The following is a 13462-nucleotide window of genomic DNA, read 5'->3' on the forward strand; positions in this document are numbered from 1 at the left end:
CGAGGATGTGCAAGTCGGGCTTGCGCGCTCAGCACCAGGGTTGCCGCCGCCCCGTCCAGCGCCGCGCCAGTCCCTCGCTGACCAATTGCTCACCCAGCGATTTGCCTCCGCGCGTGACGATGCGCAGCGCCCGGCCATATTTGTCGGTATCGCGGTCGCCGATCTCGAGCGTTACCGGACCCGCGCTCAGCAGTGCCCGCAGCCGCTGCGTCGCGGCCGCACCGAGCCGCGCCTCCTCAGGGCAGCGCGAGGGGTGCGTCTCGGGGGCGTCGATATCCGAAACCCGGATCTTCTCGCCGTTCATCCAGAAGGTGTCGCCGTCCACCACGCAGTCGGTCCCGCCGCCGGAATGGCAGAAGCCGAAGGCACGCGCCGGGCCGCTATCGGCCGCGGCAATCGCCGGGGCGGGCGCCGCGCCGCGGGGGCCGGCGAGCATCCATCCGCCAAGCGCGGCACTGCCGATCAGCACGGCTTCGAGCACATATCGCATGCGCCCGATTCTGCGGCCACTCGGCTAACAAAGCGTGTGCAGGCCGCTCCACCGTGGAGGCTTTGCGGTGGAGATTCGCCGGTTTTGGAGGGATCAGCGCGGGGCCTGCGGCTTGCGATAGGTGTCGTGGCACGCTTTGCACGTGCCGCCGACGACTTCGCGTTGCGCCGCGAACCCTTCCTTGTCGCCCGCCTTGGCAAGGTCGGCGAGCTTGGTCGCCGCCTCGGCATAAGCGGCGGCACGGGCTTCAAAACCAGCGCGGTCGCTCCAGATTACCGGCAATGCCTCCGACTTGTCGGACATGCTTCCTGCGGGGAACATGCCGGGCAAGGCCGCCGCCCAACGCGCCATCGATCGCGCGGCAAAGGCCTGGGTCCTGACATCGTCGCCGCGATCCACCGCCGCCTTCATCCCGCCGAGCGACGCCGCCGACATCAGGAACGCTGCCTGCCTTCCTGCGATTACCCCATCATGCACGCCCGGCGCCGCTGCCTCGCCGTCCCGCGCCGATGCCATGGCCGTACCCAGCAGCAATGCTGCGCCCGCCATCGCCCATGTCGTCCGCCGCATGCCCGTCTCCTCTGTTTGCGCGCAGGCTATCCCTGCCGGGCGCCCGCGGCAATGCCGCGCGACTTGCTCCATTTCGGAGGAGCTTCTCGCCAAAACGGAGTTTCCCGCGTTTATGCTCGCCAGCGTGGCGGAAGGAATATCCCGGATCGAATATGGGTGCGATCGTTGCGGCGGCACCGCCGTCACGCGCGATGCCTGGGCCGAGTGGCATGTTCACAGACAGGAATGGGCGCTCAACGAAATGTTCGACTTCGCCTTTTGCCACCAGTGCCATCGCGAGACCCGGCTGGTCGAGCGGCCCGCAAGCTGACCGCGCGGCCGGCTGGGGGTCCGCACCCAATTCTCCCTAAAATCCGGATTGGGTGCGGACTCAGCGCGCCGGGCAGCCCTTGCCGGTCTTGGCGCAGAATGCCTTGCGCGTGTCGCCCTTGAAATCGATCGCGCCTGCCTCGCCCATCGCCGCCATGATCGCGGCCGGGGTCGCGTCGCGCCAGCGCTTCGCCACCGCGCCTTCGTTGAAGCTCACCAGCACGCGCAGATCCTCGATCGACAGACTCTTGGCATAAGCGCGCCCGGTCGCGTCCATCAGCAATTCGACTCCTGCCTGGCCCTGGACGGCCGCCTCGGCGCGCAACGCTTGCTTGTCGGCATCGCTCCAATCGGGATGCTCGGCGACCAGTTCCTCGGTCTCCTGCTTGATCTTGACCGGCAGCAGCGCCGCCAGCGTCCCCGCCTCGGCCAGCCGCCTGCCGAGCGCCAGCGCCTCCGGCGTCGGATCGGGCGCGAGCAGCGCCAGCGCATAGAACAGCATCATTGCTCGACTCCTAATTGCCAGAGGATGAAGGCCATCTCGTCCGCGGCTTCCTTCAGGCTCTCCCACCGGCCGGATTTGCCGCCATGCCCCGCGCCCATATTGGTCTTGAGCAGCAGCACATTGTCATCGGTCTTGGTCGCGCGCAGCTTGGCCGCCCATTTCGCCGGCTCCCAATAGGTCACCCGTGGATCGTTGAGCCCGCCCGAGATGAACAAGGGCGGATAGTCCTGCGCCTTCACATTGTCGTACGGCGAATAGCCGCGGATTAGTTCGAACGCCGCCGGATCCTCGATCGGATTGCCCCATTCGGGCCATTCTCCCGGTGTCAGAGGCAGGCTCTCGTCCAGCATCGTGTTGAGCACATCGACGAACGGCACATCGGCCACCACCGCGCCCCACAATTCCGGATCGCTATTGACCACCGCCCCCATCAATTCGCCCCCCGCCGAGCGCCCCGCAATCGCGATCCCGCCTGCATGGGTGAAGCCCTGCACGATCAGCCCCCTGGCGACATCGACAAAGTCGTTGAACGTATTGGCGCGCTTCTCGAGCTTGCCATCGAGATACCATTGCTGCCCGAGATCGTCGCCGCCGCGGATATGCGCAATGGCGAATGCCATGCCGCGATCGAGAAACGACATCCGGCTGGTCGAGAAGCCCGGCGGGATCGCATAGCCATAGGCGCCGTACGCATAGAGATAGAGCTTGCCGGTGCCGTCGCGCGGAAAGTCCTTCGGATAGACGATCGACACCGGAATTGCGGTCCCGTCGCGTGCTGCTATCTTGAGCCGCTCGGTCGCGTATCTGCTCGCATCGTAACCGCTCGGGATCTCCTGCACCTTGAGCGTCTCGAGCGCGCCGGTGGCAACATGATAGTCATAGACCGTCCCCGGCGTGACCATCGATTCATAGCCCAGCCGCAGTTTCTGGATGTCGTATTCGGGATTGTCCCCGCTCCCCGCGACATAGCTTGCCTCGGGAAATTTCAGCCGCACCGGCGCAATCGCGGGATCGTAGCGATGCAGCTCGACCTGATCGAGCCCATCCTCGCGCCCCTCGACGATGAAGAAGTCCGCGAAACACTCGACGCCGGTCATGTAGAAATGCTTCGAAGGGCCGATCCGCTCGATCCATTCGCCCGGCGCCTCGACGCTAGCCGTCACCAGCCGCCACATCGGATCCACATCGTTGGTGTGGATGAACAGCGTGCCGTCATGCTCGTCGACATCATATTCGCGGCCCGCTCTGCGCGGCGCCACCATCACCGGTGGCGCGACCGGGTTGTCCGCGGGCAATAGATAGACTTCGCTGGTGACATGGTCGCCCGTCGAGATCAGCAGCCATTTGCGCGATCCCGTCTCTCCGACTGCGACGCGGTAGCCCTCGTCTGCCTCGCGAAACAGCTCCACATCGTCCGCGACCGGCTCGCCTAGCTTGTGCCATCGCGCATTGTCGGTCCGCCATTGCTCGTTGGCGACGCCATAAAGAAACCCCTTGGAGTCCGCGGTCCAGACAATCTCCGAAAGCATCCCCGGGATCGTGTCGTCCAGCAGCTCGCCGCTCTCCAGATCCTTGACCCGAACCTCGAACCGCTCCGAGCCATTATCGTCCACTGCATAAGCCAGCCAGCGTCCATCGGGGCTCACCGAAGCCGCTCCGAGGCGGAAATATTCCTTGCCCTGCGCCAATGCCGGCTCGTTGAGGATCAGTTGGTCCACGCCGCCGTCGACATGCCGCCGCCAATGCCGCGGATATTCGCCGCCGGTCTCGTAATCGGTCCAATAGACCCAATCCCCGTCCTTTTGCGGCACGGTCGATTCGTCTTCCTTGATCCGCCCACGCATCTCCTGGAACAGCCGCTCGGAAAGCGCCTTGTGCGGCGCCATCACCGCTTCGAAATAAGCATTCTCCTCCTCAAGATAGGCGAGCACCTGCTTGTCGGTAACGTCGGGATAATTGGGATCCTTGAGCCACGCCCAGGGATCGTCGACCTGGATATTATGCGCGGTAAAGCTATGCGGACGCGTCGCCGCGATCGGCGGCTTGGGGGTATCGGTCATGCGACCTCATTACCGCACCGGCTAAGCCTGTCGATAACTAAGCCCCTCCCGTGAAGGGGAGGGTGCCTGCAGACCTGCTAATCCTCCCTCCTCCGCCCCTCCTTCTCCGGATCGGCATACAATTCCCACACCTGCTCCCCCGTCACCACATCGGCATAGGGCCGCCCCCGCGCATCGCGGCTCGGCGCATAGCGGAAGCGCTGGCGGATCAGCCGGCACGTCACTTCGTCCAGCGCCGCGCTGCCGCTCGATCGCGTCACGCGGCAATCGCTCACGCGCCCGTCCACGCCGACGACGAAGCGCAACCCCACGGTTCCGCTCTCGCCCATATCCGCTGCGGCGCGCGGATAGTCACGATTGTCGATGCGCCCTTTCAGCAGCCGCAACACGGTCCCGCCCCCGCCACCGGGACCATTTCCGGCATCGCCGCTTCCAGTGCCTTGGCCCTGCCCGCCGGCTCCCGTCCCCGGCCCAGCGACGGGCGCCGCGCCCGACGAGGCATCCGCCCCCTGGGCCGGCGCCGTCGCGGCGGGCACCGGCACCGGCACCGGCAGTATCGGCGGAGGCGCGGCCACTTCGGTGGCGCGCGAAACCAGATTGGGCGGCGCGGCGGCGCCTTCCTCGCGCGGTTTGGGCGCCGATGGCCGCTCGGGCTGGATTTCCAGCGGCGGCGGCGGCTCGAGTGCGAAGTCGAGCACCTGCATCGCGCGCTTGTCCTCGGGCGCGATCCGCACGCCCAGTCCCTGCACCAGGATCAGCAGCAGCGCCACCTGCACTGCGATTGCGCCTGCCGCGCTCAGCACCCGGCTGCGGGGATCGATACGCGCATACATGCTGGCTCAATGCGCCCACACGCCCATGCGATCCGCTGAACGACAGGTTGTTTTCAGTTCATGCAACTTGTCGGTCGCCGCCCGGGTTTGACACAGATCAGTTTGCAACAAGGGAATTCGTAATGCGTAAGATGCTCTTCACTCTCGCCGCCTTTGCCGTCGCTGTTCCGGTCAGCGTTGCGCTTCCGGTCGATTCTGCCGAGGCGCAGGCCCGCTCGTCGCGTTATTATGCCGGCACGAACTACAGCAAGGCGCGCTACATCAAGAAGTGCCGCCGCTCTTCGGGCACCACCGGCCTCGTCGCAGGCGGCGTCGGCGGCGCAGTGGTCGGCTCGCAGGTCATCGGTGGCGGCCTTCTCGGCACCGTCGCCGGTGCAGTCGGCGGCGCGCTCGGCGGCCGCGCGATCGATCGCTCGATCACTGCCAAGGAACGCTGCACCTATATCCGCCGTCGCCGCTAAGTAGAGCAACCGCGCGCAGTGACCGGCCAGAAGCCGGTCACTGCGTCGCCGTCTGTGATGGCATAGCGGTCGTATAGGTTCACCGTCGGGTCGCAGTGCGGCGGAATGAGCGTTACGCGGTCCGCCAGGCCCGGCAGCTTGTCGCCAATCAGCGCGCCCTGCTCGTCTCCCATGAACACATAGCGCCCCTCCGCGCCCGCCCACGCCACTGGCACGCCGGCATCAGCCGCAAACGCCTTGAGCCCCGCATCGATCGTCACGCGGCCGGGCACGTTGGCGCTCACCACCGTCGCATCCACGAACAGCGCCGGTTCGAACGCCGGCCCGCCCAGCTCGCAGTCGCGATATTCGCGGTCGAGGAAGATGTACGAACCGGCCTGCAATTCGGTCAGCACAGCCAGATCGGCGTCGATCGCAAAACTTCCCGTCCCGCCCCCCGTCACCACCGGAACTTCAACGCCATCGGCGCGCAGCGCGTCCAGCACCGTCCGCAGATAGCCCGTCTTCTCCGCCAGCACCGCGCGACGCTCCACCTCGCGCCCGATATGCTGCTCCGAGCCGCAATAGAATTGCACCCCGCCGATGCTCCCGATCGCCCTGGCCAGCGCCACCGCCGCCTCGGGCGAAGTCACCCCCGTCCGGTGCACCCCAGGGTCGATGTCTACAAACAGGCTCGCCCCGCACCCGGCCAGTGCGCGGGCATTGTCCGGGTGATCGACCACCACAGACAGCCTGATCCGCTCCGCGAGCGCCGTCAGCCGCGCGATCCCGCCGCGCGTCACCACCGGCGATGTCAGGTGGATATCGCGCACCCCCTCCGCCGACAGCGCCTCCGCCTCGCTCAGCTTGGCGCAGCATATCCCAACCGCGCCCGCCGCGATCTGACGCCGCGCGATCTCGCCCGATTTGTGCGTCTTCGCATGCGGCCGGAGCGCTAGGCTCCGTTCGCGCGCAAACCCCGCCATTGCCGCAATGTTGCGGTCCATCGCCGCAGCATCGAGCACGAGCGCCGGAGTCGGCAGATCTTCGCGGAAAAAGGCACGGTCCATCCACACAGCCTAGCGCGATTCCGGGCCGGCAGAACAGCGCAGGGTGCTGACTTTTGCCGCAATCGGGAGCAAAGCGTCCGCCAACCCTCCCACCGGAAGACTCGCAATGTCCAGCTATGCCGACCGCCTCCAGGCTTTGCGCGATCAATTGAAGCGCGACCGCCTGGACGGCTTCGTCGTGCCGCTCACCGATGAGCACATGTCCGAATATGTCGGCGAATATGCCCAGCGGCTCGCCTGGCTGACCGGCTTTCAGGGCTCGGCCGGCTCCGCGGTCGTGCTGTCGCAGGAAGCCGCGATCTTCACCGATGGGCGCTATACGCTCCAGGTCCGCCAGCAGGTCTCCGCCGATCACTGGCAATATGTCCCCGTTCCCCAGGTCAGCATCGCCTCCTGGCTCGGCGAGCATGCTCCCGAGGGCGGCCGGATCGGCTACGATCCATGGCTGCACACCCGTGCCTGGGTCGAGGAAGCGCGCAAGGCGCTCGCCGAAAAAGGTGCCGAGCTGGTCGCGGTCGATACCAATCCGATTGACGCGGTCTGGCCTGATCGCCCCCAGCCTTCGGGCGCCACGCTATCGGTTCAGGACGATTCGGCTGCGGGTAAATCCTCCGCCGCCAAGCGCGCCGAAATCGCCGACTGGCTGCACGAGCGCAAGGCCGATGCCGTCGTGCTGTCGGCGCTCGATTCGATCGCCTGGGCATTCAACATCCGTGGCAACGACGTCACCCACACCCCCGTTGCTTTGGCCTATGCCATCGTCAATTCGGACGGCACCGCCGATCTGTTCGTCGCGCCTGAAAAGATGACCGACGCGGTCGCCCAGCATCTCGGCAATGCGATCCGGCTGCATCCGCGTGCCGCCTTCGCGCCCGCACTCGCCAGCTTCAAGGGCAAGCGCGTCGCCACCGATCCCGGCAGCGCCGTCGCCGCGATCTTCGATGCGCTCGATGCCGGCGGCGCCAAGGTGCTGCCGCTGCGCGATCCGGTGATCCTTGCCAAGGCGATCAAAAACCCTGCCGAAATCTCTGGGCACAAGGCGGCGCAGGCCCGCGACGGCGCGGCACTCGTCAGCTTCCTCAAATGGTTCGAGGAAACCGCACCGCGGGGCGGGCTCACCGAAATGTCCGCGGCCGACAAGCTCCGCGAATTCCGCGAGGCAACGGGCGTCCTCAAGGATCTGAGCTTCGACACTATCTCCGCTACCGGCCCGAATGGCGCCAGCCCGCACTATAAGGTCACTGAAGAATCGAGCCTGCCGATCGAGCGCGGCCAGCTCTATCTGGTCGATTCGGGCGGCCAATATGCCGACGGCACTACCGACGTGACGCGCGTCATGCCCGTAGGCGAGGCAAGCGAGGAAATGAAGGACCGCTTCACTCGGGTTCTCAAGGGCCATATCGGCATCGCCACTGCGATCTTCCCGGTCGGCACCGTCGGCGCCCAGCTGGACAGCTTCGCCCGCGCGCCGCTCTGGGAAGTCGGACTCGATTACGGCCACGGCACCGGCCACGGCGTCGGCGCCTATCTTTCGGTCCATGAAGGCCCGCAGCGAATCGCCCAGCCCTTCTATCCCGGCGGCCAGGCGCTCGAGCCCTTGAAGGCCGGCATGTTCCTCTCAAACGAGCCCGGTTATTACAAGGCTGGCGAATATGGCATCCGCATCGAGAACCTCGTCCTCGTCGTCGAAAAGGCGATCGCCGGCGCCGAGCAGCAGATGCTGGCATTCGAGACGCTGACCTTCGCACCGATAGAGCGAACGCTGATTTTACCTAAACTTTTGACTCAAAACGAACTTGCCTGGCTCAATGCCTATCATGCGCGGGTTCTGCAGATCGTTGGCCCGCAATTGGGTGGGGACGAATTGCGATGGCTGGAAGCGAAGTGCGCACCGGTAAGCTGATGTGGTTTGCCGCGGGGGCGGCGAGCATGGCAATCTATCTGCTCGGGCCGCATGCGATCATCGATCAGGCCTATATGATGGGTCATTCGGCATCGGAATGGGTCCGCACGCGCTGAGCCTCGTCCGCGGCCTGTTCGCGGGACTGGGCCTTGCGCTTGCGCAGATTGGCCCTCAGCGCCTCGGCCAGCCGCGCTTTCTTCTCCGCTTCGTTCATGGCGCAGCGATAAACCGTCCGGGCCAAGGTTGACAATCGCCTTGCCCCAAGCACATAGGCCCCTCCCGCCCGGGCCCCTGGCCTAGCGAGTGCTGCCGTAGCTCAGTGGTAGAGCGCATCCTTGGTAAGGCTGAGGTCGTGAGTTCAATCCTCACCGGCAGCACCATTTTTCCTGTAGAATCAGAAATTACCCCATGGGGGGCAGGAACGCGGCTGGGGAGGGGGAGCATGAGACGATTGGTCCTGACCGCCCTGGCACTGACCTTGGCCGCATGCGGCAGCCAGACCCCCACTCCGCCAGGCGTCGCCGCACGCACCACCATCGATTTCGCGCATGTCGCCAATTATTCTGCCCCAAAGCTCCCAGCCTATTTCGACAAGACCGTAGCGGCGCTCGACAATAGCCCCGCCGCCAACGCTGTTGATGACAAGGTGGCGACGCTTGGACGTGTGCTGTTCTACGATCTCCGGCTGAGCACCAACGACCGCGCCTCTTGCGCCGCCTGCCACCAGCAGGCGCTCGGCTTCACCGATTCGATGCGCTTCAGCAACGGCGTCAGCGGCGCTGCGATCACCGATTTCCACGCCATGCGACTCGGCAATCTGCGTTACTGGCAGCCCGGTTCGACCTTTTGGGACAGGCGCGCGCCGAGCATCGAGGCACAGGCCAGCCACCCCTTTCACAGCCTGGTCGAATTGGGCTGGGGGGGCGCCGCGGGCGGCTTCGACGCCCTGATGCGCAAGATGGCCGCGACCGACTATTATCCGGACCTGTTCGCCTGGGCCTTTGGCAGCGCCACGATCACCGAACCACGGATTCAGAACGCGCTAGCCCAGTTCGTCCGCGCGATGATCTCGAGCACCAGCCGGTGGGACACGGGCTACGCCCAGGTCTTCTCCGCCACCGCGCCGAACCGCGCGCTGGACATGGATCTGCCCAACCTGTCGCGCGAAGAGAATCGCGGCCGGCACTTGTTCATGGCCAGTGCCCAGCAAGGCGGCGCCGGCTGTTCTTCCTGTCATCGCCCGCCGACCTTCACGCTGGCGACGGAAGCGCGCAGCAACGGCCTGGATGCCGGCGAGACCCGCCTGTTCAAGGCGCCCTCGCTGCGCAGTGTCGGGCTCACCGGCCCCTATATGCACGATGGTCGCTTCACCACCCTGGCCGAAGTAATCGACTTCTACGATCACGGCATTCAGGATGGCCCGGCACTTGACGATCGCCTGCGGCGCGGCCGCCAGCCGCAGCGGTTGAACCTAGGCGCAGCGGACCGGGCGGCTTTGGTCGCGTTCCTGATGACGCTCTCCGACCCGGCCCTTACCGGCGATCCGCGCTTCAGCGACCCCTTCCGCCGCTAGGCGCGGATCGAATGCAAGGTCGCATTGCTGATCGCATAGATTGCGCCATCGGCGCCGATCAGCGTAGGCGTATAGGCCTGGCCCAAGCCCGAATTGAGCCGCAGGTTCTGCGACAGCGTGTTGCTCGCAAGATCCCAGCGGTAGAGCACGCCATCCTCGTTGTTCGCCAGGATCGACCTGCGCAGCGGATCCGCCGCCATCGTGTTGATGCACCATTCGCGCTTGGCGGTGGCCGAGGCGCCATCCGCCGTCGGACTAAGCATCGTCAGCACTTCGCGCATCACTTCCACGCTCGGCACGATCGGATCGGCCTGCGCTGTCTTCGGGTCGAGCACCGCCATCCGGTTCTGGCCGTCGCCCGTGCCGACTCCGGCGTAATTGTTATACTTCTGCGCGAGCAGGTAGGTCGATGGGCCGGCATAGGACGGCACCATCGATGCCGGGATCACGCTGGGCGACACGTCCCAGCCGAAGCTGCCCGGCACGCCGACCGGATTGAGCAGCGCATCGAACTGCAACAGCCAGCCGCGCGCATTGTGCGTCGGAAACTGCGCTTCCAGCACGCCATAGAATACGCGCCCGTCAGGACCGATCACCGGCGATGAGGTGCCATCGTCGCTGATCCGCGCGGGAGTGAGCAAATTCGGGTCGGTCAGCGCCACCCTGGCCCGCGTCGCCAGCGTCGTGCTGTCGAGCGCGAGCAGAAAGCCGGTCTGCGTCGCGGTGGTCGAGCCGCGATTCACCGCGATGTAGACCGTGCCGCCATCGATCGAGATCGCGGGAGCGCAGTTCATTGCGGGCTTCTGGACGGTAGGATCGCTGGCAGCCGCAGCCGCGCCGACCCAGATCCCCGTCCCATCGGGCGCGACCCGCGCGATGCCGCTGACCAGACCCGCCGGGTTCGCGCCGGTAACCACGAAGCCAAAGAAGACATTGCCCTGCGCATCGGCAGTGAGCGGCGTGTTGATGAAGACGGTCCCGTCGAACGCAGCGGGATTGGCGTTATAGGTCGCAGCACCGTAGAAAACCCGCGCAGCAAAGGCGGCACTGCCGGGCTCGGCGTCGAGCCGCATCAGCAGCTTGCCGCCAGCGCCTGGGGCGTAGAGGCGGCCCTGCTCGGTCAGCAGCAGATTATAGGGCGGCAACCAATTGCGCGGCGGCGTGACGTAATCGGTGGCCGCCGACCACAAGAGCGCGCCGTTCGCGCCCGTGCGGGCTTCGACGCGGTAGCCGCCCGTGGCCGTGGTCTTGACCGGGATCACCACGATGTTGTTCGTCGTCACCACCGGCGAGCCGTAATGCGTGAGCAAGGCGCCAGACGGCGTATATTGCGGCGCCAGATCGACGGCGGTCGACCAGGAAATGCGCCCCAGATCCTGCGATGCGATCGCGCTCACCGCAGTGTGCTGCGCATCGCGGCCATAGCCGAACCATGCCGGCCCGGACACCGGCGTGGGGGTGGAGGTTGCCGTGGGCGTAGGCGTGGGTGCCGGGCTCGGCGCAGGCGACCCACCCCCGCCGCCGCCATTGCTGCATGCCGCAAGCACTGCCGACGACGACAGCATGGCCAGCGCACTGCGGCGCGAAACAAGAGTGGGAAGCGGGGCGAACGGGATGGAATCGTTACTCATAATCGCAACATACGCCTTTCTGCGGGGAAAGGCACAGGTTCGATCTGGCGGATTTCGGCCTGTGCATTGTCATACGCCCCCCGGCCTGAACTCCGCCGTCATATCGTAGCGGTCGCCGGGAAAAAGCTGCTCGACCAACGTCACCGGCGCATCGACTCGCCAGGTTCGTCGTTCGATCGAAAGGCACGCGCCGCCCACCCCCATCTGCAGCAAGGCGGCCTGGTCGGGACCAGCCTCGACGGCTCGAATCCCATGCCGCGCCCGCGTCCAGGGAACGTGCCCCAGAAGCCAGCTTCCGGGCGATACTTCCGCAAAGGGTTCGTCGGCGGCGTCGGGGACCGCGGGCAGGAAGATAGTGCGCGTCTCGAGGCACAAGGGCCGTCCGGCGGCATGGTGCACGCCGATAACCAGCAGTTCTTCGGTCACGCGCCGCTCGCGCAATTCCCAGCGGTAAACCTCGCCCCGCGCCGCGATCATCGCCGCCAGATCGGGCACTTCGAGCACTGCCGAATGGACCTGCGGATCGGCGACGAACGACCCCGCCTTGCGCCGCCGCTCGATCAGCCCCGCCCGCGCCAGCCGCGTCAGCGCCTTGCTGACGGTCGCGCGCGAGCAGCCATACGCGGCGACCAGCTCGTGCTCGAAGGGGATACGGTCCCCGGGCCGCCACTCGCCCGAATGGACGCGGCGCTCGACATCCGAGCGGATGCGCTCCTCAACCGTCATGCGAGCAGCGCCGCCACCGTCGCCCGGTAGCGGGCCGCCACCGCATCTGCCGCGACATGCCGCCCGCCCGACACCCATTTGCGTCCGCCCCGCCACACGCTCTCCACTGCGCCATGCCGTGCCGCAAAGATCCACGCGTCGAGCAATGTGTCTTCGCGCATCCCCGCCAACGCCGGATGGGCGAGATCGAGGGCAACCATGTCGGCAGCAGCGCCAACTGCCAGCCCGCCCTCAACGCCCAGCGCCTGCGCTCCGCCGACCTGCGCCCCATCGAACAGGGTTCGCCCGACCGAAGGCACCGCGTCGTCGGCAAGCAAAGCCCGCCGCCGATGCGCCAGCCGCTGTGAATATTCGAGGCCGCGCAGTTCACCGGGGGCATCGACCAGGATGTTCGAATCGGTGCCGACGCCAAACTGCCCGCCTTGCTCAAGGTAGCGGATTGCCGGGAATATCCCGTCGCCCAGATTGGCTTCGGTCACCGGGCACAGCCCTGCGACGGCTCCGCTCGCCGCCAGCCGGTCGCACTCCGTATCGCTCAAATGCGTTGAGTGGATCAGGCACCAGCGCGCATCCACGCCGGCATTATCGAGCAACCACTCCACCGGCCGCGCGCCGCTCCACGCGATGCACGCCTCGACTTCCTTGGTCTGCTCGGCAGCATGGATATGGATCGGTCCCCCCTTCGCGAGCGGCAGGAGCGCGGCGAGTTCTTCCGGCGTCACTGCCCGAAGCGAATGCGGCGCGATGCCGAGCACTGCATCGGCCGGCAGCTTCGCCCGGCTCGCCTCCAGCAGCCGCGCAAACCCGTCCATATCGCTTAAAAATCGCCGCTGCCCAGGCGCAGCCGGTGCACCGTCGAAATCGCCGTGCGCATAGAATACCGGCAGCAGCGTCAGCCCGATCCCGCTCGCCTCCGCCGCAGCGACGATCGCCCCCGCGGTTTCGGCCGGATCGGCATAGCGCGCGCCGTCCGCGTCGTTGTGGAGATAATGAAACTCGCCGACCCGCGTGAAGCCCGTCTCAAGCATCTCGACATAGGCCTGCGCGGTAATTGCGGCGATATCCTCGGGGGTCAGCCGATCGAGGAAGCGATACATCACTTCGCGCCAGCTCCAGAAATCGTCGTCGGGCCGCCCGCGTCGCTCCGAGAGTCCGGCCATGCCGCGTTGGAAGCCATGGCTGTGGACGTTGCACAGGCCCGACAGCGCCACTCCGTGCCGCTCGTCCGTCTGCTGCACCGCTACGCCGGATTCGATCGAGGCAATCCTGCCGTCGGCAAGTCCGATCCGCACATGCCTCGCCCAGCCACTCGCGAGCAACGCGCTTTCGAACCAGAGATGCTGCATCGCCAA

The 13462-nt window shown here is 66.3% G+C and carries 15 protein-coding genes and 1 tRNA gene; 6 read left to right on the forward strand and 10 right to left on the reverse strand.

All coding sequences use genetic code 11. From position 1 onward, the window contains the following. Positions 1–28: 28 nt before the first annotated feature. Entirely contained in the window at positions 29–490 is a 462-nt protein-coding gene (locus ACZZZM_RS00290; protein ID WP_463593114.1) for a thermonuclease family protein, read from the reverse strand. 93 nt (positions 491–583) lie between these two features. Beyond that, positions 584–1060 (reverse strand): c-type cytochrome, encoded by a 477-nt coding sequence (locus ACZZZM_RS00295; RefSeq protein ID WP_463593115.1) that lies wholly within the window; start codon positions 1058–1060, stop codon positions 584–586. Positions 1061–1172: 112 nt separating this feature from the next. Here ACZZZM_RS00295 and ACZZZM_RS00300 point away from each other — a divergent pair, with 112 nt between their 5' ends. After that, positions 1173–1370 carry a hypothetical protein gene (locus ACZZZM_RS00300; RefSeq protein ID WP_463593116.1) on the forward strand — a complete coding sequence of 66 codons (198 nt, stop codon included), beginning with the start codon at positions 1173–1175 and terminating at the stop codon, positions 1368–1370. 60 nt (positions 1371–1430) lie between these two features. On the opposite strand, the gene ACZZZM_RS00305 is transcribed toward ACZZZM_RS00300, so the two are convergent. The 3 genes from ACZZZM_RS00305 to ACZZZM_RS00315 form a co-directional block, all read right to left on the reverse strand. After that, on the reverse strand, positions 1431–1874 hold the full coding sequence (locus ACZZZM_RS00305) for a hypothetical protein (protein WP_463593117.1): 444 nt from the start codon (positions 1872–1874) through the stop codon (positions 1431–1433). Continuing rightward, complete coding sequence (locus ACZZZM_RS00310; protein ID WP_463593118.1) at positions 1871–3934, reverse strand: S9 family peptidase; 2064 nt, start codon at positions 3932–3934, stop codon at positions 1871–1873. Before ACZZZM_RS00310 ends, ACZZZM_RS00305 begins: the two co-directional genes overlap by 4 nt. Before the next feature lie 77 nt (positions 3935–4011). Further along, entirely contained in the window at positions 4012–4767 is a 756-nt protein-coding gene (locus tag ACZZZM_RS00315; protein ID WP_463593119.1) for an energy transducer TonB, read from the reverse strand. A 122-nt stretch (positions 4768–4889) separates the two neighbouring features. On the opposite strand from ACZZZM_RS00315, the gene ACZZZM_RS00320 reads away from it, so the two are divergent. Beyond that, the gene (locus tag ACZZZM_RS00320) at positions 4890–5228 is read left to right on the forward strand and encodes a hypothetical protein (protein WP_463593120.1); all 339 of its coding nucleotides are present in this window, start codon (positions 4890–4892) and stop codon (positions 5226–5228) included. Here the strand turns inward: ACZZZM_RS00320 and ACZZZM_RS00325 are convergent. Continuing rightward, on the reverse strand, positions 5225–6277 hold the full coding sequence (locus ACZZZM_RS00325) for a DSD1 family PLP-dependent enzyme (protein ID WP_463593121.1): 1053 nt from the start codon (positions 6275–6277) through the stop codon (positions 5225–5227). The two genes, ACZZZM_RS00320 and ACZZZM_RS00325, sit on opposite strands and share 4 nt — an antisense overlap. Before the next feature lie 106 nt (positions 6278–6383). On the opposite strand from ACZZZM_RS00325, the gene ACZZZM_RS00330 reads away from it, so the two are divergent. Beyond that, on the forward strand, positions 6384–8180 hold the full coding sequence (locus ACZZZM_RS00330; protein WP_463593122.1) for an aminopeptidase P family protein: 1797 nt from the start codon (positions 6384–6386) through the stop codon (positions 8178–8180). Continuing rightward, complete coding sequence (locus ACZZZM_RS00335) at positions 8147–8296, forward strand: hypothetical protein (protein ID WP_463593123.1); 150 nt, start codon at positions 8147–8149, stop codon at positions 8294–8296. Before ACZZZM_RS00330 ends, ACZZZM_RS00335 begins: the two co-directional genes overlap by 34 nt. Here ACZZZM_RS00335 and ACZZZM_RS00340 read toward each other — a convergent pair. After that, positions 8263–8394, reverse strand: a complete 132-nt coding sequence (locus ACZZZM_RS00340) for a hypothetical protein (protein ID WP_463593124.1) — start codon at positions 8392–8394, stop codon at positions 8263–8265. The genes ACZZZM_RS00335 and ACZZZM_RS00340 overlap by 34 nt on opposite strands. Positions 8395–8485: 91 nt before the next feature. On the opposite strand from ACZZZM_RS00340, the gene ACZZZM_RS00345 reads away from it, so the two are divergent. After that, positions 8486–8560 (forward strand) — tRNA-Thr (locus ACZZZM_RS00345). Positions 8561–8622: 62 nt separating this feature from the next. After that, positions 8623–9753, forward strand: a complete 1131-nt coding sequence (locus ACZZZM_RS00350; protein ID WP_463593125.1) for a cytochrome-c peroxidase — start codon at positions 8623–8625, stop codon at positions 9751–9753. Here ACZZZM_RS00350 and ACZZZM_RS00355 read toward each other — a convergent pair. From ACZZZM_RS00355 to ACZZZM_RS00365, 3 genes are all read right to left on the reverse strand, one after another. Beyond that, positions 9750–11384 carry a hypothetical protein gene (locus ACZZZM_RS00355; RefSeq protein ID WP_463593126.1) on the reverse strand — a complete coding sequence of 545 codons (1635 nt, stop codon included), beginning with the start codon at positions 11382–11384 and terminating at the stop codon, positions 9750–9752. The genes ACZZZM_RS00350 and ACZZZM_RS00355 overlap by 4 nt on opposite strands. Before the next feature lie 69 nt (positions 11385–11453). Next, entirely contained in the window at positions 11454–12110 is a 657-nt protein-coding gene (locus ACZZZM_RS00360) for a UTRA domain-containing protein (protein WP_463593127.1), read from the reverse strand. Continuing rightward, positions 12107–13456 carry a formimidoylglutamate deiminase gene (locus ACZZZM_RS00365; RefSeq protein WP_463593128.1) on the reverse strand — a complete coding sequence of 450 codons (1350 nt, stop codon included), beginning with the start codon at positions 13454–13456 and terminating at the stop codon, positions 12107–12109. The genes ACZZZM_RS00360 and ACZZZM_RS00365 overlap by 4 nt, the downstream gene beginning before the upstream one ends. Positions 13457–13462 lie beyond the last annotated feature (6 nt).

The sequence above is a fragment of the Sphingomonas sp. AC522 genome, assembly GCF_979258125.1.